Origin of the sequence: Stenotrophomonas sp. NPDC077659, assembly GCF_050268705.1 — a bacterium.
Classification (GTDB): domain Bacteria; phylum Pseudomonadota; class Gammaproteobacteria; order Xanthomonadales; family Xanthomonadaceae; genus Stenotrophomonas.
The window spans coordinates 1-20,999 of record NZ_JBNNHG010000019.1 but is presented as its reverse complement, the minus strand read 5'-3'; the positions used below and the strand labels follow the sequence as shown (position 1 = coordinate 20,999).

Annotated in this window: 15 protein-coding genes; 4 read left to right on the top strand and 11 right to left on the bottom strand. The window is 66.9% G+C overall.

Annotation, left to right across the window (positions count from 1 at the left end):
* Window positions 1-67 precede the first annotated feature (67 nt).
* Genes ACQKDV_RS04855 through ACQKDV_RS04845 form a run of 3 tightly spaced genes read right to left on the bottom strand, consistent with a single transcriptional unit; the run spans window position 68 to window position 5,459 of the window.
* Window positions 68-1,783 carry an alpha-amylase family glycosyl hydrolase gene (locus ACQKDV_RS04855; protein WP_427782658.1) on the bottom strand — a complete coding sequence of 572 codons (1,716 nt, stop codon included), beginning with the start codon at window positions 1,781-1,783 and terminating at the stop codon, window positions 68-70.
* The gene (locus ACQKDV_RS04850) at window positions 1,783-3,270 is read right to left on the bottom strand and encodes an MFS transporter (protein WP_427782657.1); all 1,488 of its coding nucleotides are present in this window, start codon (window positions 3,268-3,270) and stop codon (window positions 1,783-1,785) included. Before ACQKDV_RS04850 ends, ACQKDV_RS04855 begins: the two co-directional genes overlap by 1 nt.
* Window positions 3,267-5,459 carry a Six-hairpin glycosidase-like protein gene (locus ACQKDV_RS04845; RefSeq protein ID WP_427782656.1) on the bottom strand — a complete coding sequence of 731 codons (2,193 nt, stop codon included), beginning with the start codon at window positions 5,457-5,459 and terminating at the stop codon, window positions 3,267-3,269. The genes ACQKDV_RS04850 and ACQKDV_RS04845 overlap by 4 nt, the downstream gene beginning before the upstream one ends.
* A 236-nt stretch (window positions 5,460-5,695) precedes the next feature.
* On the opposite strand from ACQKDV_RS04845, the gene ACQKDV_RS04840 reads away from it, so the two are divergent.
* Both ACQKDV_RS04840 and ACQKDV_RS04835 read left to right on the top strand, forming a co-directional pair.
* Window positions 5,696-7,747 (top strand): glycoside hydrolase family 97 protein, encoded by a 2,052-nt coding sequence (locus ACQKDV_RS04840; RefSeq protein ID WP_427782655.1) that lies wholly within the window; start codon window positions 5,696-5,698, stop codon window positions 7,745-7,747.
* A gap of 255 nt (window positions 7,748-8,002) precedes the next feature.
* Entirely contained in the window at window positions 8,003-10,759 is a 2,757-nt protein-coding gene (locus ACQKDV_RS04835; RefSeq protein ID WP_427782654.1) for a TonB-dependent receptor, read from the top strand.
* 251 nt (window positions 10,760-11,010) lie between these two features.
* Here the strand turns inward: ACQKDV_RS04835 and ACQKDV_RS04830 are convergent, their stop codons facing one another.
* The 3 genes from ACQKDV_RS04830 to ACQKDV_RS04820 all read right to left on the bottom strand — a co-directional run bounded on the left by ACQKDV_RS04830 (window position 11,011) and on the right by ACQKDV_RS04820 (window position 13,428).
* A complete protein-coding gene (locus tag ACQKDV_RS04830; RefSeq protein WP_427782653.1) occupies window positions 11,011-11,145 on the bottom strand; it encodes a hypothetical protein in 135 nt (44 codons plus the stop codon).
* An 18-nt stretch (window positions 11,146-11,163) separates the two neighbouring features.
* The gene (locus ACQKDV_RS04825) at window positions 11,164-11,637 is read right to left on the bottom strand and encodes a hypothetical protein (RefSeq protein ID WP_427782652.1); all 474 of its coding nucleotides are present in this window, start codon (window positions 11,635-11,637) and stop codon (window positions 11,164-11,166) included.
* 177 nt (window positions 11,638-11,814) lie between these two features.
* On the bottom strand, window positions 11,815-13,428 hold the full coding sequence (locus ACQKDV_RS04820; RefSeq protein WP_427782651.1) for an alpha-glucosidase family protein: 1,614 nt from the start codon (window positions 13,426-13,428) through the stop codon (window positions 11,815-11,817).
* 214 nt (window positions 13,429-13,642) lie between these two features.
* On the opposite strand from ACQKDV_RS04820, the gene ACQKDV_RS04815 reads away from it, so the two are divergent.
* Entirely contained in the window at window positions 13,643-14,641 is a 999-nt protein-coding gene (locus tag ACQKDV_RS04815; protein ID WP_427782650.1) for a polyprenyl synthetase family protein, read from the top strand.
* 83 nt (window positions 14,642-14,724) lie between these two features.
* Here ACQKDV_RS04815 and ACQKDV_RS04810 read toward each other — a convergent pair whose 3' ends face one another.
* Window positions 14,725-15,516 (bottom strand): dienelactone hydrolase family protein, encoded by a 792-nt coding sequence (locus ACQKDV_RS04810; RefSeq protein WP_427782649.1) that lies wholly within the window; start codon window positions 15,514-15,516, stop codon window positions 14,725-14,727.
* Between the two features lie 131 nt (window positions 15,517-15,647).
* Between ACQKDV_RS04810 and ACQKDV_RS04805 the strand changes: the two genes are divergently transcribed.
* Entirely contained in the window at window positions 15,648-16,241 is a 594-nt protein-coding gene (locus tag ACQKDV_RS04805) for an SMI1/KNR4 family protein (protein ID WP_427782648.1), read from the top strand.
* 32 nt (window positions 16,242-16,273) lie between these two features.
* Here the strand turns inward: ACQKDV_RS04805 and ACQKDV_RS04800 are convergent, their stop codons facing one another.
* From ACQKDV_RS04800 to lysA, 4 genes are all read right to left on the bottom strand, one after another.
* Window positions 16,274-16,807 (bottom strand): hypothetical protein, encoded by a 534-nt coding sequence (locus tag ACQKDV_RS04800; protein WP_427782647.1) that lies wholly within the window; start codon window positions 16,805-16,807, stop codon window positions 16,274-16,276.
* Window positions 16,808-16,938: 131 nt separating this feature from the next.
* Complete coding sequence (gene murD / locus ACQKDV_RS04795; protein ID WP_427782646.1) at window positions 16,939-18,348, bottom strand: UDP-N-acetylmuramoyl-L-alanine--D-glutamate ligase; 1,410 nt, start codon at window positions 18,346-18,348, stop codon at window positions 16,939-16,941.
* Entirely contained in the window at window positions 18,329-19,681 is a 1,353-nt protein-coding gene (gene murL, locus ACQKDV_RS04790) for a UDP-N-acetyl-alpha-D-muramoyl-L-alanyl-L-glutamate epimerase (RefSeq protein ID WP_427782645.1), read from the bottom strand. The genes murD and murL overlap by 20 nt, the downstream gene beginning before the upstream one ends.
* Window positions 19,682-19,772: 91 nt before the next feature.
* Window positions 19,773-20,999: diaminopimelate decarboxylase (lysA, locus tag ACQKDV_RS04785; RefSeq protein ID WP_427782644.1), on the bottom strand; the 1,227-nt coding region annotated here is incomplete at its 5' end.

Genomic DNA, 20,999 nt, shown 5'->3' with positions numbered 1-20,999 from the left:
GTAGTAACGGCTCCTGGCCGGCACCTGAATATGCCATCCATCTACTGCTGCCGGCCAGCGGCCGGCACTACCGTTTCAGGCGCTGGTCGCGCGCCTGCTGGTCGGCCATGACCTTGTCCAGTTCGGCCTGCAGCGCGGGCTGCCGCACCGGGGCGTCCAGCACATACACCTTCACTCCATGCGCTGGCACCTCCACCTTCAGCGAGCGCTGCACCTTCAGCTCGCCACCGTCCAGTGCATCGCGCCAGGTACCGGCCTGCAGGTAACGGTCCACTTCGACGCTGCGCGCGGCATCGCCCTTGTTCAGCAGCACCAGCGCGGTCTGTGCCACGTCGCCGTGCTGCAGCACGCGGAAGAACACCGCTTCGTCGCCCTGCAGGCGTTCGTTCACCTGCAGGCCGCGCTGCAGGGCCGGGGTGGCCTCACGCAGCTTGGCGATGCGCTGCAGCGGCGCGAAAATCGGGCTCTGCGGTGCGTCGTCCACGCGCTGCTGACCGAAGTAGGCGCGATTGCCGGCATGTTCGGCGCGGCCGCGCATGAAGCCGGTTTCCGAGCCGTAGTAGACCACCGGGATGCCGCGCGCGGTGAACAACCAGTTGTGTGCATCGATGAAGCCGTTGTCACTGGCCTGCAGGCGCGGCATGTCGTGGTTGTCGTAGAAGCTCATCAGCTCGTACGGGTTGGCGTACGGGCCACCGGTCAGGTGCAGCGGTTCGGCCAGCGTTTCAAAGCCCTTGCCGGTGGTGCCGAAGGTCTGTTCCAGCGCGCCACGCAGCGGGAAATCCAGCACGCTGACGTTGGCATTGGCCGGCCAGGTGTGTTCGGCGATGCTGGCGGCGTTGTAGTCGAAGGCCTCGCCGAACATGAACATGCCAGGGTGCTCGGCACGGATGCGGTTGACGAATTCATGCCACCACGGGTGTGGCAGCCAGCCGATGGTGTCGATGCGCAGCGCGTCCACGCCCTGCGCGGTCCACTGCAGGTAAGCGCCCACCAGGTAATCCATCACTGCCGGGTTGTTCTGGTTGAAGTCGGACAGCTCGGCGAGGTTGCCATCGAAGATCGAGCCGTCCTTGCTGTCGACCGGACCGATGGTGTTGTAGAACGCGTGCAGCGGGTTGTGCTTCGGGTCCAGCTTCTGTGGCGGCAGGTTCTGGTGGTCGGCGATCAGCTTGCCGTCCTTGTCGAATATCTGGCCGAACTGCGGCTGCCGCTTCGGCATGGTCCATGCCGGCGAACCATGGTTGCCGACGATGTCCAGCACCACCTTCAGGCCGGCAGCGTGCAGGCCCTTGTTGAGGCCGGCGAAATCCAGATCCTTGCTCGGCAGGTGTTCGTCCAGTTTGTAGAAGTTGATGCCCCAGTAGCCGTGGTAACCAGTCTTGCCACGGTCGGTCAGCGTGCTGGTGCAGCTGATCGGCTTGCTGCCGGTGAAGGCCTCGTCCGGATTGTCGACGATGGGGGTGATCCACACCGCACCGAAGCCGAGGTTGCGGATGTACTGCGCATTGTCCAGCACGCCGCGGAAATCCCCGCCGAGGTAGCCGATGTTGCCGTCGACCTTGTCCGGGCACGGCACCGGGATGTCGAACGTGCGGTGCTTGCCGCCCTGGTCGCGGTGGTCGTTGGAGGCATCACCGTTGACGAAGCGGTCGGTAACCACGAAGTACACCGCATCGCTGGCGAACGGCTCGGTGGTGCCGACATAGTCCGGGCGCGGCGCGGCCACGGCCTGGCCGGCGAACAGCGCAAGGGAAACCGCTACAGCCAACACAGCACGCATCACACCACCTCCGGACGGGACGGAACCCGCAGCACGCACAGGCCGGCCACGAGCAGGCTGCAGCCGCCCAGCACCAGCACATGGATCGGCTGGTCACCCAGCCAGGCACGCAGGGCAAAGCCCAGCGCACTGGCCGCGACCAGCTGCGGGATCACGATGAAGAAATTGAAGATGCCCATGTACACGCCCATCTTCGACGCCGGCACGCTGTCCGACAGCAGCGCGTACGGCAACGAGAGGATCGAGGCCCAGGCGAAGCCGACGCCGACCATCGACAGCAGCAGCCAGCGCGGATCATCGATGAACATCATCGAGATCAGCCCTGCCCCGCCCAGCCACAGGTTCACCAGATGGCTCCAGCGCAGGCCCAGCGCGCGCACCATCGGCGGGATCAGCAGCGCGGCCAGCGCAGCGAAACCGTTGTAGGCACCGAACAGTACGCCCACCCAGTTGGCGCCCTCGTTGTAGGCCGTCGACTGCGGATCGGTGGAACCGAAGTGGGTACCGGCGACCGCTGCGGTGGTGAATATCCACATGGCAAACAGCGCGAACCACGAGAAGAACTGCACCCAGGCCAGGCGCCGCATGGTCACCGGCATCGCCCGCAGGTCGCCGACGATGGCGGCCAGCATATGCGGGCCGGGCAGCGCGCGGGCCAGTGCCAGCAGCAGGCCGTAGCCCGCACACAGGCCGGCCAGCACGTACAGCATCCTGTCGCCCTGGCGCCAGGCGATCAGCACCGCCAGCAGCACGCCCAGGCCCAGCCACAGCGCAATCTGTGCCCATGGTGCAGGGCCGGTCACCGCAGCACCGGCGTGGTGCGCCGGCGGCTCGGCATCGTCGAAGGCGGCCAGCTCGGTGGGCGAGTATTCGCGCGTGCTGAACACCGTCCAGCTGATCGCGGCCAGCAGCACCACGGCGCCGAAGTAGAACGCGTAGCGCACCGAATCGGGCACTTCGCCCGGTGCCGCCGTGTTGCTGACCCCGAAGTGGGTGAGGATGAAGGGCAGGAAGCTGGCGACGATGGCGCCGACGCCGATGAAGAAGCTCTGCATGGCATAGCCGGTGGGCCGTTGGCGGGGTGCCAGCTGGTCACCCACGAACGCGCGGAACGGCTCCATCGACACGTTGATGGAGGCATCGAGCACCCACAGCGTGCCAGCGGCGATCCACAACGTGGGCGAGTTCGGCATCACCAGCAGGGCCAGCGTGGTCAGCACCGCGCCCACCATGAAGAACGGGCGGCGTCGGCCCCAGCGCGTCCACGTACGATCGGACAGATAGCCCACCACCGGCTGCACCAGCAGGCCGGTCAGCGGTGCGGCGATCCACAGTCCGGGCACCGCGTCCTGTGATGCCCCCAGCGTTTCGAAGATACGGCTGGCGTTGGCGTTCTGCAGGGCGAACCCGAACTGGATGCCGAGGAAGCCGAAACACATGTTCCAGATCTGCCAGAACGACAACTGCGGCTTGGCAGGGCGGTTCATCGTGCACCCTCGACTGCGGCCACCGGCGCCACCTTCAGCGCCTGCACCTGGGCCTGGTTGAGCACGCCCTCGCGCCCGCCCTTGCCGCCGGTGTAGTGCGCGAAGTGCTGCAATGCGCTCATGTTGAAGCCTTCCTCAAGCGTGACCGTGCAGCGGCCCTTGGGCACGACGAAGCTGGCTGCGGTCGATTCCTGCGCGGCCACACTGTGCGGCAGGGTGACGGTCTGCCGCTGCGCCGGCTGGCCCGCGCACTGCAGGTTCAGCTGCTTCACGGCCGCGGTCACGCCGGTGTTGATCGGCCCGTTCGGGTTGTTGTACTGCAGGCGCAGGCGCACATGGCCGGCCTTGGCGTTGCTGAAGCGCCACTGGCGGTCGCCGCGCAGCACCTGCTGCGGGCCGACGCAGATCATCGGGCTGTGCAGCGATTCCAGTGCGCCTTCGCGGCGGGTCAAGCTCAGGCAATGCTGCAGGCCATCGTCGCCCACACGCGCCACGCCCTTGGCCGGCTGCAGGGCCCTGCCGTCCTGCCACAGCACCTGGTCGGCGGCTACGGCCACGGTCCAGCCCTTGCCGCTGCGCTTGGCCTGCGGCGCGGCCGGCGTGGCCGGTGCCCATGCATTGGCATCGGCGCTGGCCATTGCAGCGCGCGGCGCGGCAGCGGCCGGCACCAGCTGCACGGTGGTGGTCGCACCGCGCGTCTTGACCTTGCCGGCCACCAGCAGGCCCTCGCCCAGCTGCTTCGGCCGCTCCAGCACGTAGCGCTTGCCGTTGGCATCCAGTCTGATGCGGCGCTGCTTTCCGAACAGCTCGGGTACCAGGCTGGCCGGCAGCTTCGGCTGCACGCTGCCATCGTCCTGCAGGCCGAACACCCCTTCGCTGACCATGGCCAGGTAACCGGCCATCGACCACAGCTGGCGCTCGGAATTGACCACCGGGCCACTGAGTGCACCTTCGTCGACGTGCACGGCCTGGGTGACCAGTTCGTAGTTTTCCATGTTGGAACCGGCCAGCGCCGCGCCCTGCATCAGCGAACGGATCTCGGCGGCGATGCGCGGGGCATCATCGAGCTTGCGCGCGGCACGCAGCGAATAGGCGCTGACGAACGGCCAGATGGCGCGGTTGTGGTAGATCGGCTGCTGCGCTTCCTGCGGCCACACCACCGGGCTGCCGGCCGGCCCCATCGGGTAGGCGGCCAGCGCACGCTGCGCGCGCTCGGCAGGCAGCACGTCGGCAAGGATGCCCAATGACAGGCCCAGCAGGTCCACCTTGGCGTACGGCACCGGGTGCGCCGCTTCGCCGATGTAGCTCATGTACTGGCCCGTGTCCTCGCGCCAGAAGCGCGCATCGATCTGCAGCGCCAGCGCATCGGCCCAGGCCTTGTACTGTTGGCTGCGCTCGTCGCCCAGCTGCGCGGCCATCTGCTGGCCCAGACGCAGCGCCTGGTAGTGCAGCACGTTGGTGGACAGCGCGTAGGAATCCCCGATGAAGCGCACGTTTTCGCGCGTCCAGTCCGGGTAGGTCTGCTCGCGCCAATCCAGGAACGAGGTCTCGCCGCGGTACAGGCCCATCTGCGCGTCGAACACCATCGCGCGGTCCTGCGCCAGCGTGGCCTGCAGCGCCTGCCAGACCTGCTCGGCGAAGGCCGGATCATCCAGCAGGTGGCGCGCGGCCAGGAACCACACCACGCGGTCGCTGCTGATCGGCCAGCTGCCACCGGAACCGGTGTCCTGGGCTACGAACAGGCCCGGGGTATGGCCGTCGCGCGCGGCTGACAGCTTGAACTGCAGCGACTGGCGCGTGCGCTGCGGGTCGAGCTTCGCCAAGGCCAGATCGGCGGCGAAGCTGACATCGCGGGTCCATACATAGGGCCAGCGCGCACCGGTCTGGAAGCACTCGCACGGCACCGGACGACCTTCGTCGAAGGCCGGATCGCGGATCGCATCGACGCGGTCCTGGTCCATTTCCTGCTGGGCCAGGGCGAACAGCGCGTCGAACATCACGCTGCCGGTCTGGCTGCGCATCGGCGCGGCGGCGATGTGCACTTCGCCCTTGAGCGCATGCAGCACGAAGCTGCCCTTGGCAGCGGCTTCGGCGCGCGCGTGGCGGCCGTTGAATTCCAGGTCGGCCGCGTGCGCGGTCGTTCCCAGCGCTGCCCCGAGGGCAGCCGTCAGGCAAATGATCTTCAGCATCGAAGCGGCAGACCGGCTTGCGCCTGTCGACCTCCCTCCCTCTCTGCACCGTTGTGGGTCCGCGCCACCGGAACCGGTGCGCGGGCGCGGCGCCTCCCTCAAGGTGCCTTGGCCCCATGGTAGACGCGGCGCTGCGGCCTGCGTCCAGTTGCATACGTATTCATTGCCGTTGCGTGAAGAGCGGCCGCCGCGCTGGCTTATGGTCCGGGTCTGCCCATGGCGCCCTGGGAGGGGACATGCCGGCTTCATCTGCTGCACGCCGCGCGGTGTTCGCGCATCTGTTCGGCCTTGCCCTGCTGGGCCTGGCCACCCTGGCGCAGGCCGCCCCACAGGTCGCCAGTGTTGAATCACCGGGCAAGGTGCTCAAGGTCAGCCTGGTGCTGGACGGTGGCACCGCGCGCTACCGGGTCGAACGCTTCGGCGAACCCGTGGTGGCCGATTCGAAGCTCGGCTTCGAACTGCGCGATGGCCGCCTGGACCGTGATTTCGCCCTGCTCGCCCAGCAGCAGCGCAGCGTCGATGACACTTGGGAACAGCCGTGGGGCGAGCGCCGGGTCACCCGCAACCACTTCAACGAACTGACCGTGCAGCTGGCCGAGGCCACCGGCAGCAAGCGCCGCCTGGACGTGGTGTTCCGCGTGTACGACGACGGCCTCGGCTTCCGCTATGTGTTCCCCGAGCAGCCCAACCTGCGCGAAGCGATCATCGATGACGAGCTGACCGAATTCGCCATCGCCCCCGTCTCCACCGCGTGGTGGATTCCGGCCGGCGAGCCGATCCACTACGAGTATCTGTACCAGCGCACGCCGCTGCGCGAAGTACCGCTGGTGCATACGCCGATTACCCTGCGCAGCGTGGATGGCCTGCACGTGGCCATCCATGAAGCCGCGCTGGTCGACTACGCCGGCATGTGGCTGCGCCGCACCGACGGCCAGCGCCTGCGTGCGCAGCTTTCGCCGTCGGCCGAAGGCTGGAAGGTGCGCCGCGCCCTGCCCTTCGCCACGCCGTGGCGCACGCTGCAGATCGCCGACCGCGCCGGTGGCCTGGTCGAATCGGACCTGATCCTCAACCTGAACGAGCCCAATGCACTGGGTGACGTGAGCTGGGTGAAGCCGGCCAAGTACCTGGGCGTGTGGTGGTCGATGCACCTGGACAACGAGAGCTGGGCGACCGGCCCGAAGCATGCCGCCACCACCGCCAAGACGAAGAAGGTGATCGACTTCGCCGCCACACACGGTTTCCGCGGTGTGTTGGTGGAAGGCTGGAATCCTGGCTGGGACGGCATGTGGGTGGGCAACGGTTACGACTTCGATTTCACCCGCGCCACGCCGGACTTCGATATCGAAGCGCTGTCCGCCTACGGCCTGAAGAAGGGCGTGCACCTGATCGGCCACCACGAAACCGGCTGCGCCATCGAGCATTACGAGGACCAGCTGGGCGCCGCGCTGGACCTGTATGCGCGGCTGGGCGTGGACCAGTTCAAGACCGGCTACGTCTGCGATGACGGCCAGGTCGACCGCCGCAATCCGGCCGGCGGCCCGCTCTGGCGCGAGTGGCATGACGGCCAGTTCATGGCCCGCCACCACCTGAAGGTGGTGCAGGAAGCCGCGCGCCGGCACCTGTCGGTGAACCCGCACGAGCCGATCAAGGACACCGGCCTGCGCCGCACCTACCCAAACTGGATCTCGCGCGAAGGCGCACGCGGCATGGAGTACAACGCCTGGGGCCAACCGCCGAACCCGCCGGAGCATGAGGTCAATCTGGTATTCACCCGCATGCTGGCCGGGCCGATGGATTACACCCCCGGCATCCTCAGCCTGAAGGGCCGCCACGGCCAGGCCATTCCCAGCACGCTGGCCCGCCAGCTGGCGCTGTACGTGGTGCTGTACAGCCCGATCCAGATGGCCGCCGACCTGCCCGAGCACTACCTGCAGCACCGCGAAGCGTTCCGTTTCATCGAGGACGTGGCGGTGGACTGGGAACAGAGCCGCGTGCTCGATGGCGAGGTGGGCGACTACGTGACGATCGTGCGCCGCGACCGCAACAGCCGCGACTGGTTCCTGGGCAGCATTACCGATGAACACGGCCGCGTGCTGCCGGTATCGCTGGGCTTCCTGGAACCCGGCGTGCGCTATCGCGCCGAGATCTATCGCGATGGCGAAGGCGCGGATTTCCGCAGCAACCCGTTCGCGTTCAAGCGCGAGACGCGCGAAGTGACCAGCGCCGACGCACTGACCCTGGTGCTGGCACCGGGCGGCGGCCAGGCCATCCGGTTCACCCCGCTCTGAATGGAAGGGTAGTGCCGGCCGCTGGCCGGCATCGATCCGCACCGCGTGGTTGCCGGCCAGCGGCCGGCACTACCCGGATCGGCAGGCTGGAATCGATTACAACGCTGCGAAAGCCATTGAATACGTATGCAGGGTGATTCCCGCCGAGAAGCCGCTGCCTACCATAGCGGCGACGACAGCGGCCACCGCGTCGCACGTCCACGGCACCGCCGGGACGACCACAAGATGCTCTACAACATTGCCTGGGAGGGGAAAATGTTGAACCACACGCGCACCGCGCTGAGTCTGGCGCTGGCCGTTGCACTGGTGCCGTCGCTGGCATCGGCGCAATCCACGCAGTCCACCGAAACTACCACCGGTACGTCCGCCACCAATCTGGACACCGTGCAGGTCACCGGCATCCGTCGCGGCATCGAAAACGCTATTGCGATCAAGCAGGACGCCACCTCGGTGGTCGAAGCGATCTCGGCCGAAGACATCGGCAAGCTGCCCGACGTCAGCATCGCCGAATCGCTGGGCCGCCTGCCCGGCCTGGCCGCCCAGCGCGTCGCCGGTCGTGCCCAGGTCATCAGCGTGCGCGGCCTGTCGCCCGACTTCGCCACCACCCTGCTCAACGGGCGTGAAGTGGTCAGCACCGGCGACAACCGCAGCGTCGAGTTCGACCAGTACCCCTCGGAGCTGGTCAACGGCGTGACGGTCTACAAGACCCCGGACGCCGCCCTGGTCGGCCAGGGCCTGTCGGGCACCATCGACATGCAGACCGTGCGTCCGCTCAGCTTCCCCGACCGCGTGATCGCCGTCAGCGGCCGCCTGCAGAAGAGCTCGCTCGGCGAAGCCGCCAACGTCGATGAATTCGGCAACCGCTTCAGCGCCAGCTACATCGACCAGTTCTTCGACAAGACGCTGGGCGTGTCGATCGGTTACGCGCACAGCGACAACCCGATCCAGGAAAACCAGGTCGGCCTGTACGAGCCGTGGACCACCGAACAGACCACCAACGGCAACCGCCCGGGCGTGGCTGCGGGTACCTACTTCTCCGACGGCATCAAGGCGCTGCGCCGTACCGGCAACAACAAGCGCGACGGCGTGATGGCCACCCTCCAGTTCCGGCCGAACAACGCCTGGACCAGCACCTTCGATGCGTTCCACACCGAAGCCGAGCAGATCGACACCGCCAACCAGTTCGAACTCAACCTGAGCAACTACAACGGTGGCTATACCCCGGGCCTGCTGATCAGCAACCCGCAGGTCAATGCCGATGGCACCTTCACCGGTGGCACCGCCAGCGGCGTGTACCCGCTGGTGCGCGGCATGTACAACAAGCGCAAGGACAAGATCGATGCGTTTGGCTGGAACAACGAATTCACCTTCGGCAGCGTCAAGCTGGTGGCCGATGTGAATTACTCCAAGGCCACGCGCGATGAGCTGAACCTGGAAAACAACCTGCAGCTGACCCCGATGCCGCAGCTGGACACCATCGGCCTGCAGATCCGCCCGAATGGTTTCTCGCAGATCACCCCGGGCCTGGATTATTCCAACCCCGATGCGCTGTTCCTGACCAACACCATCTACGGCTCCGGCTACGGCAAGGTGCCGCAGGTGGAAGACCGCCTGAAGGGTGCCAAGCTGGCCGCCACCATCGGCCTGCCCGAGGCGATCGCCTCGTGGGCGCCGGACGTGGACATCGGCGTGAACTATGCTGACCGCCGCAAGGTGAAGACCCAGTCCGAAGGCAACATCCTGCTGGGTGCGCAGGGCGACGCCAACATCGCTTCGGACCTGCAGTATTCGCCGGTCAACCTGCGCTTTGCCGGCATCGGCTACATCCCGGCCTGGAACGTGCCGGCGGCCGTGGCCCGCTACATGACCTTCGATCCGGTCGACAACCTCGACTACCTGATTCCGAAGTCGTGGGTGGTGCAGGAAAAGATCACCACCGCCTGGGCGCGCCTGAACATCAACACCGACCTGGGTGAAGTGGGCGTGCGCGGCAACATCGGCGTGCAGATGCAGCACACCGACCAGAGCTCGGACTCGCGTTACTGGGACAGCTCACAGCCGGCCGGCAGCAACATCCAGCCGTATTCCAACGGCAAGACCTACAACGACTGGCTGCCGAGCCTGAATCTGGCCTTCATGTTCCCACACCAGCAGACGCTGCGCTTCGCCGCGGCCAAGCAGGTCGCGCGCCCGCGCGTGGACCAGATGCGTGCCGGCCTGGAATTCGGCGTGGATACGGCCACCGGCAAGCCGGGTGGCAGCGGCGGCAACCCGCTGCTGGACCCGTGGCGTGCCACCGCGCTGGACCTGTCCTACGAGAAGTACTTCGGTGAAAAGGCCTACGTGGCCGCCGCGATCTTCTACAAGGACCTGAAGAGCTACGTCTACACGCAGTCGGTGGACGACTACGACTTCACCGACCTGCTGGGCAGCTACGTGCCGCCGCCGGGCATGACCGTGCCGGTGCTGACCACCGGTACGTTCTCCACCCCGGAAAACGGCAAGGGCGGCACGCTGAAGGGCCTGGAACTGACCGCATCGTTCCCGCTGGACATGCTGACCGAGAGCCTGCGTGGCTTCGGCGTGCAGGCCAGCGCCACCTTCAACAAGAGCGACATCAAGATCCTCGACCCGGAAAGCGCCTCCAGCGTGGGTTCGGATCCGATCAGCCTGCCCGGCCTGTCCGACCGCGTGTACAACTTCACCGCCTACTTCGAGCGCAACGGTTTCGAAGCACGCGTGAGCCAGCGCCGTCGTTCGGACTTCATCGGTGAGATCGGCAACTTCAACGGCAACCGCACGCTGCGCTACGTGGTGGGCGAGAACGTGACCGATGCGCAGATCAGCTACACCTTCAGCGACAGCAGCGCCCTGCGTGGCCTGACCCTGCTGCTGCAGGGAAGCAACCTGACCAACGAGCCGTACCGCACCTATGCCGGCACCAAGGACCGCCCGCTGGAATACATCGAGTGGGGCCGCACCTACGTGTTGGGCGTGAACTACAAGTTCTGACCACGAACGGTAGTGCCGGCCGCTGGCCGGCACCCTCGATCCGGTAGCGCCGGGCCATGCCCGGCGACGCAACAAGGGAAGCAGGACCGGAAACCCGCTGCGCAGACAGCGGGTTTTCATTTGCGCGACATCGTGCGGACCAACGGTCCGCACCTACCACGGCCAATCCCGTGCGGACCAACGGTCCACACCCACCACGATCAATCTCCTCCAGTAGATCCACGCCATGCGTGGATGCACCCAGCGGGAGATCATGAGATGAGAAAAGTGCAGCTGATCGCGATAACCAGCATCAGTGCCAGCAGGACACGTCCACTGAACCGGCCAAGCGCGTGGCCTGCACTGTTGAGGACAACGGAAAGAATCTGGCCCAGCAGTTCCCACATGATGGCACCGCTCCCAGCTCAGAACCCGCCCGAGGCAAACTCGATGAATGCTCTGGGAGTCTCTTCCACAGAAAGGTGAGAGGAAGGCGATTGATCCGGAGGCAGGTCAAATCGCTTCGCCCAGACCAGCAGTACGCGGTGCTGAAGACCACCCGAACTGGAGAAGTACCGCACCGCTCGATCTTCGGCATTGTAGTAGGCCGCGTGCAGCGCGCCATCGGGATAGACCACCACGGCGGCCGCATGATGCAAGGGAAAGCCCAACCGCCACCCATCAAGCAGCCGCCCCCCATCCGTTAACGACACCGGCACCGCCGACTCATCGAAGTTGCGCCGGAACGCCGCGTAGTCGAACCCAAGCAACTGTTTCAGGCCCCGCAATACTTCGGAATCCTCGAAGGCATCTTCCAAAGAAGGGCCCACGATCACGATGGGATTCGCAAAAACGGGGCAGGCAACGGACAGCGTTATCGCCAGCGCCAACGAACGCATCAGGGATGTGCAAGGGCTCATCGGAGGTCCGTCATGCAGTGAAGATCATCAGTGTCCACTCCCTGCCCCGGTCAACGCCATTCCAGGACTTGCAAAGCACCCGCCAACAGCCACCCACAAAAAAGGGACGGGGCGCTCTGGCCCCGTCCCCGCAAGTACCGCCACCGGAGAAATCGGTCAGCTGCGTCGTGCGCAATACACCGCGCGCGGCGGCAGCCGCAGTTCGTTGCCCTCCACCGTGCCCGCATCCGGGCCCGGCACGGCGACCTGCTGCCAGGTGCCGGCCGGCAGCGGGTGGCGCACCGCCTCGGCCGAGAGATTGAAGGCCAGCAGAAGGGTTTCATCTGCAAGCATACGCTCGAACAGCAGCACTGGCTCGGCGCTGTCCAGGAAACGGATGTCCCCGTGCTGCAGGGTGGGCTGGGTCCGCCGCCAGGCCAGGAAGGCACGGAAGGCGTGCAGCACCGAATGCGGGTCCGCTTCCTGCACCGCCACGGCTGCCGCGCGGTGCTCGGCCGGGATCGGCAGCCACGGCGTGCCGGTGGTGAAGCCGGCCAGCGGCGCATCGGTCCACGGCATCGGCGTGCGGCAGCCATCGCGGCCCTTGAAGTTCGGCCAGAAGGTGATGCCGTAGGGATCCTGCAGATCCTCGAAGGCGACCTCGGCCTCGGCCAGGCCCAGTTCCTCGCCCTGGTACAGGCAGACCGAACCGCGCAGCGAGCACAGCATGGCCACCAGCATGCGGGCCAAGCGCGGGTCGGAGGGGCGGCCGCCCCAGCGGCTCACAGCCCGTTCCACATCGTGGTTGGACACCGCCCAGCACGGCCAGCCTTCGGTCATCGCCGCTTCCAGGCGCGAGACGGTATCGCGGATGTAGGCCACGCTGTAATCGTCCACCAGCAGCTCGAAGCTGTAGCCCATGTGCAGGCGGCCGTCCTGGGTGTACTCGGCCGTGGTGGCCAGCGAGTCCTCCGAGGATATCTCGCCCAGGCTGACCGCGCCGGGGTACTCGTCCAGCAGCGCGCGCAGCTGTTCCAGGAACGGCAGGTTCTCCGGCTGGGTGTTGTTGTAGTAGTGGTACTGGTAGGCGTACGGGTTGTCGGGGCTGAAGCCGCGGCCCACGCGCTTGTCCACCGGCTTGGGCGGGTTGTCACGCAACTGCGCATCGTGGAAGCAGAAGTTGATGGCGTCCAGGCGGAAGCCGTCCACGCCGCGGTCCAGCCAGAAGCGCACGTTGTCCAGGGTGGCCTGCTGCACGTCCGGGTTGTGGAAGTTCAGGTCCGGCTGGTCGACCAGGAAGTTGTGCAGGTAGTACTGCTCGCGGCGCGGCTCCCACTGCCAGGCGCCACCACCAAACAGCGACAGCCAGTTGTTGGGCGGGGTGCCGTCTTCGCGCGGGTCGGCCCACACATACCAGTCGGCCTTGGGGTTGGTGCGGTCCTGGCGGCTCTCGCGGAACCATGCATGCTCGAGCGAGGTGTGGCTGAGTACCTGGTCGATCATCACCTTCAGGCCCAGGCCATGCGCCTTGGCCAGCAGGCGGTCGAAATCCTCCAGGCTGCCGAACAGCGGGTCGACGTCGCGGTAATCGGCGATGTCATAGCCGAAATCGGCCATCGGCGACTTGAAGAACGGCGAGATCCAGATCGCATCGGCGCCCAGCGACGCAATGTGGTCCAGGCGCTGGATGATGCCCGGCAGGTCACCCACCCCGTCGCCGCTGGCGTCGAGGTAGCTGCGCGGGTAGATCTGATAGATGACGGCTCCACGCCACCATGGATTGTGCGACATCGACAGCCCCCTCCGGGCATGCGGGACCCGCCGTAAGCGGGCCGGAAACCAACCACCGCAAGCTTAGCGGCGGCTTCCCGGGCATGGCGCGGCCTGCATACGTATTCACGCCACGAGACCGACCAAGGCCCTGCGAAAGGACCGGCCGGGTCGGTTTCTGCCCGAATTCACGGCCAGCGCCTATAATCAGCGGTGAGCCTGAAAGCCTGATCGCATGACCATCACCGAAGACACCCGTCCCGCCCTGGGCCTGCCCCAGATCCAGTCGCTTGCTGCGGCCGACATGGCCGCCGTCGATGCCCTGATCCGCCGCCGGCTGTCTTCGGACGTCGTACTGATCAACCAGATCGCCGACCACATCATTTCCGCCGGCGGCAAGCGCCTGCGCCCGATGCTGGTGATGCTGGCCGGCCACGCGGTCGGCCAGGCCGGGCCGGAGCACCACCAACTGGCCGCGATCATCGAATTCATCCACACCTCCACCCTGCTGCACGACGATGTGGTGGACGAATCCAGCCTGCGGCGCGGCCGCAGCACCGCCAACGCCCTGTGGGGCAACGCGCCAAGCGTGCTGGTGGGTGATTTCCTGTACTCGCGCAGCTTCCAGCTGATGGTGGAACTGGACCGCATGCCGGTCATGCGGATCCTGGCCGACACCACCAACCGCATCGCCGAGGGCGAAGTGCTGCAGCTGCTGCACGTGCACAACCCGGACACCGACGAAGCCGCCTACCTGCGCGTGATCGAGCGCAAGACCGCAGTGCTGTTCGCTGCCGGCACCCGCCTGGGTGCGCTGGCCAGCGGCGTGGACGAGGCCACCCAGCAGGCCCTGTACGACTACGGCATGCACTTGGGCTACGCCTTCCAGATTGCCGACGACGTGCTGGATTATTCGGCCAACGCCGAGGAACTGGGCAAGAACCTGGGCGACGACCTGGCCGAAGGCAAGGCGACCCTGCCGCTGATCCACGCCATGGCCCATTCGGACGACGCCACCCGCGAGCGCCTGCGCGTGATCGTGCAGGACGGCGATGCCTCGGCGATGCCGGAGGTGCTGGCCGCGATCCGCGCCACCGGCGGTCTGGAGTACAGCCGTCGCCGTGCCGAGCAATATGCCGAAGCCGCCGAGCGCGCGCTCGACGGCCTGGGCGACAACGACGCGGTTGCTGCCCTGCGCGGCCTGGCCCGCTACGCGGTGCAGCGTTCGCATTGACCGATGAAGGTGTGCCGACCAACGGTCGGCACCCACCCAGCGGTGGTAGGTGCCGACCGTTGGTCGGCACTACCCCTGCATGGTCAACGTTTCTCGAATCGCTCCTCGAAGAACTCATCCAGCGCCTTCCATGCACGCGTGGCCGCCCGTTCGTTGTACTGGCAGCCCGGCGGGCTGTTGGCATCGCGTTCGGCAAAGCAATGCACCGCGCCGCTGTAGTTGGTGAATTGCCAGTCAACCTTGGCCGCGTCCATTTCTTTCTGGAAACTGCTGATGTCCTCGGTGGTCACACTCTTGTCGTCGGCACCGTTGAGCACCAGCACCGACGGATGGCTGCCACCGGCCTGTGCCGGCAAGGGTGACCCCAGCCCACCGTGCAGGCTGACCACACCCGCCAACGGCGCACCGGCACGCGCCAGTTCCAGCACCGTGGTGCCACCAAAGCAGAAGCCCACCGCACCGATCCGGCTGGCATCCAGCGGTGCCTTGCCGGCCTGGGCCTTGAGCACGTTCACCGCTTCCAGCGCCCGCGCCCGCAGCAGCGGCCGGTCATTGCGCAGCTTGGTCGCCACCGGGCCCGCTTCGGCATCGGTCTTCGGCCGCACGCCCTTGCCGTACACATCGGCCACCAGCACCACGTAGTCATCGCCGGCCAGCTGCTTGGCCTTCTCGATGGCGGATTCGTTCACGCCCTTCCAGTTGGGCACCATCACCAGGCCGGGACGCTTGTCATTGTCGCCGTCGTCATAGACCAGCACGCCACTGAAGGTCGTGCCCTGGTGCTTCCATTCCACCGGCTGGGTCTTCATCGCCGCCCACGCCGGCATCGCCGCCAGTCCCAGCATCATCGCCACACCACACCGCCAACGGTTCATGCGCCTGCTCCGCAAGAAAAAGGGGACGGAGGGGATTAAGCCGTAATCGCCCCTCCCGCGTCGCATTCTGCATTGGCGGCGTGACGCAGGTGTGGTTGGATACGACGTAATCCCCTCCGTCCCCTTTTTACATGAACATTGTTGATCGCTTTCTTTCGGGCCTGATCCCGCACCTGCCTGCCGATGATGCTGCGCAATGGGCGCATGTGCAGGGCGCCAGCGCAGAGGACCTGCAGCGCCTGCGCGCGCAGTGGCCGCAGGTGCCGGACAGCCTGCTGGCACTGCTCGCGCGGGTGGATGGCACACACTTCCGCGAGTATCCCGATGGCGAGGTCTGCGTACTGATGCTGGGCTCGGATGTCGAGGACGGCGGCTACCCGTACTACCTGCGCTCGGTCGCGCAGATCTTCGAAGACCAGCAGCAGTGGGGCGACAGCATCCGTTCCATCTACGAGCAGTGGCTGGACGACGAGCCGGAGATCCTTGGCGAAGGCATCGATGCCGATCTGCCGATGAGCCGGCGCTTGTGCTTCTCGCACTGCATGAACAACGGCGGCACCTCGATGCTGTACCTGGATTTCGATCCAGCGCAGGGCGGCAGTGTCGGCCAGGTCGTGCGCTACCTGCATGATCCGGACAGCTACGCGGTCATCGCGCCGAGCTTCGATGCATACCTGCAGCAGCTAATCGACGGCGATTACGCGTTCATCGACGAGGATCAATGACAGTAGATCCACGCCATGCGTGGATGGCGGCGTCACCCACGCTCGATCCAATGCAACGTACCCGGCGCGAGCGCCAGCAGATCCACCGCTGTCAGGCGCGCACGCGCCCAGTGGCGTTCCGGCGGCTTCGGCTGTCGGGCGCCCACTGCACCCTCGTAGTCACGCACCAGCAGACCGATGCGCGACGCACCGGCCTGCAACAGGGCATCGATACGCTGCAGCCACTGGCTGGCGTCGCCCAGCGCATCATCGCGACGTTTCTGCTGTTCCTGCGCATGACGCGCCAGCTGCGCGGCCAGCGCGCGGGCAATCTTCGCCTCGCCCCAGCCCTTCTTCCGCCAGCGCTCGGCATCGCCCTGCCACGCCGGCTCGGCCCGCGCCGAAGCCAGTGCCGTGCCGCAGTCGCAGTGCGCCGCGCTCAGCCACGGCTGCCAATCCAGCCCGACCGCCGCCCGCAGGCTGGGCGAATCCTGTGCGAACAGACGTCGGCCGCTGCGGGTGAAGACAGTGGCAGCCGTATCGTGGGGCAGTGTGCTGGGCAGGAACACGGTGATGAAGGTGCACATGCAAGCGTCCGGGTCCGTCCGGGGAGGCCTGCATGGTACATCCGACCCCGGTAGATCCACGCCATGCCTGGATGGGTTTTGCAGAGGTTGCCGGCCAGCGGCCGGCACTACCCCACGCCCTTTCCAGCGGATCAGGCGATGCCCAGGCCCGGAATCGCGCTGATGCTGTCCGGATCGAACCCGGCCAGTTCGGCGAAATGGCGGCCACGCGCCACGTAATCGCGATAGGCACCAAAGCTGGGCGCACCCGGCGACAGCAGCACCACCCCGCCCTGCCCTCCCAGCGCCTCACGCGCCAGCGCCATTGCCTCCGGCAGATCACCGGCGGCGTGCAGGCCGAAGCGACCGGCATCGGCCAGCGGCTGCAGCATCGCGTGGATGCGGGGGCCGTTGTTGCCCATGGTCACGATCTCCACCGGCGGCACGTCGTTCGCCATGTGCTGCATGAAATCGGTCCAGTCCAGGCCACGGTCATGCCCGCCCACCAGCAGCGCGATGCGCTGGCCGGCGAAGCATTCCAGCGCGGCCAGGCTGGCATGCGGCGTGGTGCTGATCGAATCGTTGACGTAGGTCAGGCCATCGGCCACGCCAATGCGCTGCAGGCGGTTGGGCAGCGGGCGGAAATCCTGCACCGCCGGCGCCAGTGCCACCGCATCCAGGCCCAGCGCTTCCAGCGCGGCCAGCACCGCGCACAGGTTGCCGCGGTTATGCCGGCCCGGCAGCGGCGTGTTGCGGGTATCGAACACCGGCTGTTCGCCACGGTGGACGATGTCTCCGCGCATGTGCCAGCCCTGCCGCTGGTTGAACCAGATCACCTTGCTGTCGGGCAGCGACAGCGCGGCCAGGTGCGGATCGGCGGCATTGAGCACGGCGATGTGCGGCGCCGCTTCGGTCACCAGCCGCAGCTTGTCGTCGATGTAGCGCTGCTCGCTGCCGTGCCAGTCCAGATGTTCCGGAAACAGATTCAGCACCACCGCCACCTGTGGGCGGGCGCCACTGCGCGCCACTTCGCCGGTCTGGTAGCTGGACAGTTCCACCGCCCAGTATGCGGGCGCCGGCTGCGGGTCCAGCACTTCCAGCAGCGGCAGGCCGATGTTGCCGACCAGGCCGGTTCGGTGTCCGGCCGCGCGCAGCAGGTGCGCCACCAGTGCGGTGGTGGTGCTCTTGCCCTTGGTGCCGGTCACGCACACGGTGTCGTGCACGATGCCATCGTCGCCCGCATGTTCGGCAAACCACAGCGCAGTGCCGCCGATGAACTGCGTGCCTGCAGCGGTCGCTGCAAGCGCGATCGGCTGGTAAGGGCTGATGCCGGGCGATTTGATCACCACATCGAACGCGGCCAGCGCTTCGGCGGTAGGCTCGCCACGCACGTCCAGCAGCCCGTGCGTTTCCGCACGCGCGGCTTCGGCCTCAGCGGCCGGACAGAACAGGCTCAGGGCCAGCGCAGGCAGGCGCGCGCGCAGCACCGCAAACGCGGCGCGGCCCTCACGGCCCCAGCCCCACAGCGCAACGCGCTTTCCCTCAAGCGTCGAAATCTTCACGCACCCGTTCCCAAAGCGCAGCCGGAACGCGGTGCTCGCCCTGCAGCTGCAGCAGCGGTGCCAGTTCCAGTTCGGCGGCATCCAGCTGCGGCTGGACCTCATTGCAGAAGCGTTTCACCAGCACGTCTTCCTTCCACTCCGGGCGCTGCGCCAGGGTCGCCATCGCCGCACGCGATTCGCGGCCTTCGCCCACGCACTCGAACGGCTTGTGATCCTGGAATTCCAGCAGCGCATCGAAGCCAGCGGCCTGTTCGGCATCGTCCAGCAGGTTGCGGCCGAAGATGCGCACCAGGCGCGTCTTGGGCATGAACGGGGCCAGCGCCAGGAACACGAAGTGGCACTTCGGGCAGACGCCGCACCAGCGGTTCACCGGGCGCTCGCCGAGGATGTGGAAGTTGCGGTTGCAGCTGGAGAAATGCGCGTCGTAGAAATCGGTCTTGGCGAACTGGCGGGCCACCGCCAGCTCGGACATCGGGCGCAGCAGCGAGTAGTACTGCAGGTCCGCCGCGACCTGCTTCTGCACATGGTTGCCGAAGGCCTGCTCGAACGCCCAGCCCTTGGACCACTGGTGGTTCACTTCGCCGGTGCCCGGAATCTGGCTGCCGTAGCTGGCCGAACGCTCGTTGGAGAACACCACCTGGTCCACGCCCTGCAGCAGCGCGGCCAGCACCATGATCGCCGAGTTCACCGCGGTGACCGGAATGTGCCCGTTCCACGCGCCCTGGCGGTTCAGCTCGAACAGTTCCGGCGCCAGCGCGCGGCCCAGGTTCAGCGTCGGCAGGCCTGTACGCTCGGCACAGGCGCGGATCAGCTGCGAGCCGCCGATCCAGGTGACCGTCTCGTCCACGCCGGCACGGCGCAGCGCTTCGATGCTGACCAGCGAATCCTTGCCGCCGCCGATGGCCACCAGCGCATGCGGCTGCAGGCCCAGTACCGGCGCCTGCACCGCCTCGCCCTGAACCGGCAGGCGGAAACGCCCGCGCAGGTTCAGCCCGTTGCGGTAGGCGAATTCGCCCAGGCCGTTGAGGTAGACCGTTTCCACCAGCGCCGCCGTCCCGGCATCGATGGCATAGCTGTCGATGCTGACCGTTTCCGGCACGCCCGCCTTGTAGTAGCTGACGCCGGCAATCAGGTGCAGCAGCTGCAGCGCACGCTGCACGGCGGCGGCGCGCGCCTGGTCCAGCACGAACGGGGCGCCGGGCACGGTGATGGTTTCCACCATCTCCGGGCCGTCATCGAAGGCGTAGACCAGCTTGGCCACGCCGGTTTCCGCAGCGAATTCGCAGCGGACGAAGCGGAAGCGGGAAACCTGGTGTTTATCGAAAGCAGTCATGGTGAATCCAGTTTCAAGCACGGTCAGGCACGGGCCCGCACATGCGCGCGGGTCGTGTCGGTGGGCGGGTGCAGGGCGCGGAGAGCGGCGATCACTCGATCACGTCTTCGCGCGGCATCGCCCGCTGGTTGTAGGTGTTGGCCATCACATAGCCGTAGGCACCGGCATCGGCGATCAGCATCACGTCGTCCGGTGCGGTCGACACTGGCAGCTTGCGCCGCTTGCCGAACACATCGCTGGATTCGCAGATCGGGCCGACCACATCGAATGCTGCCTCGGCATAACCGCCCTGGCGGCTGAGGTTCTCGATGTCGTGCCAGGCGTCGTACAGGGCCGGGCGCATCAGCGTATTCATGCCCGCATCCAGGCCGACACGGCGCACGCCGTCCTTTTCCACCACCTGGGTGGCGTGGGTCAGCAGCACGCCCGATTCAGCCACCAGATAGCGGCCGGGCTCGATCGCCAAGCGGAACGCCGGGTGCAGCGCCTTGACCTCGGCCAGGCCCTCGGCCCACGCATCCAGGTCGAACGGCTCGTCTTCCTCGCTGTACGGAATGGGCAGCCCCCCCCCGATGTCGATGGTCTGCACGCTGCCGATGCGGCGGGCGAAGCCCGCCAGTTCATCGCACATCAGGCGCCAGTGCTGTGCGGTTTCCACACCGCTGCCCAGGTGCGCGTGCAGGCCGACCACGCGGGTGCCCAGATCGGTGGCGGTGCGCACGAACTCATCCACGCGGGCCATCGGCAGGCCGAACTTCGAATCCTTGCCGCCGGTGCGGACCTTGGCGTGGTGGCCTTCGCCACGGCCCAGGTCCACGCGCAGCCACAGTTCGCGGTTGCGGAACAGGTCCGGCCAGCGCTGCAGCGCTTCCAGGTTGTCCACGGTAACGGTGACGCCGAGCGCGAACGCGGCTTCGTACTCGCTGCGTGGGCAGAAACTGGGGGTGAACAGCACGCGCTTGGGCGACAGTTCCGGCAGATGCTGGAACACGTGCCTCAGCTCGCCGTGCGAAACGCACTCCAGGCCGAAGCCTTCGGCTTCCAGCAACTGCAGGATGGCCTGGTGGCTGTTGGCCTTGATCGCGTAGTAGCGCTGGTCGATCGGCTTGATCGCGGCCAGCGCGCGGGCGCGGGCGCGCACGGTGGGCAGGTGGTAGACGTAGCGCGGCGTGCCGGCGTCGGCCAGCTGCAGCAGGTGCGCGCGCTGGCCGCGCCACCACGGCGTGCCACGCGGGCGCACGGTGCCGGCGATCTCGCGCCAGATGTCGATGACCGCCACCACCCTGCTGCAGGTGGCCTTCGCCCAGCTGCCCTCGAT

Bases quoted from the DNA above. Each gene is read 5' to 3' on its own strand.
- ACQKDV_RS04855 (WP_427782658.1), bottom strand. From the start codon at position 1,783: ATGCGTGCTGTGTTGGCTGTAGCGGTTTCCCTTGCGCTGTTCGCCGGC.
- ACQKDV_RS04850 (WP_427782657.1), bottom strand. From the start codon at position 3,270: ATGAACCGCCCTGCCAAGCCGCAGTTGTCGTTCTGGCAGATCTGGAAC.
- ACQKDV_RS04845 (WP_427782656.1), bottom strand. From the start codon at position 5,459: ATGCTGAAGATCATTTGCCTGACGGCTGCCCTCGGGGCAGCGCTGGGA.
- ACQKDV_RS04840 (WP_427782655.1), top strand. From the start codon at position 5,696: ATGCCGGCTTCATCTGCTGCACGCCGCGCGGTGTTCGCGCATCTGTTC.
- ACQKDV_RS04835 (WP_427782654.1), top strand. From the start codon at position 8,003: ATGTTGAACCACACGCGCACCGCGCTGAGTCTGGCGCTGGCCGTTGCA.
- ACQKDV_RS04830 (WP_427782653.1), bottom strand. From the start codon at position 11,145: ATGTGGGAACTGCTGGGCCAGATTCTTTCCGTTGTCCTCAACAGTGCA.
- ACQKDV_RS04825 (WP_427782652.1), bottom strand. From the start codon at position 11,637: ATGCGTTCGTTGGCGCTGGCGATAACGCTGTCCGTTGCCTGCCCCGTT.
- ACQKDV_RS04820 (WP_427782651.1), bottom strand. From the start codon at position 13,428: ATGTCGCACAATCCATGGTGGCGTGGAGCCGTCATCTATCAGATCTAC.
- ACQKDV_RS04815 (WP_427782650.1), top strand. From the start codon at position 13,643: ATGACCATCACCGAAGACACCCGTCCCGCCCTGGGCCTGCCCCAGATC.
- ACQKDV_RS04810 (WP_427782649.1), bottom strand. From the start codon at position 15,516: ATGAACCGTTGGCGGTGTGGTGTGGCGATGATGCTGGGACTGGCGGCG.
- ACQKDV_RS04805 (WP_427782648.1), top strand. From the start codon at position 15,648: ATGAACATTGTTGATCGCTTTCTTTCGGGCCTGATCCCGCACCTGCCT.
- ACQKDV_RS04800 (WP_427782647.1), bottom strand. From the start codon at position 16,807: ATGTGCACCTTCATCACCGTGTTCCTGCCCAGCACACTGCCCCACGAT.
- murL (WP_427782645.1), bottom strand. From the start codon at position 19,681: ATGACTGCTTTCGATAAACACCAGGTTTCCCGCTTCCGCTTCGTCCGC.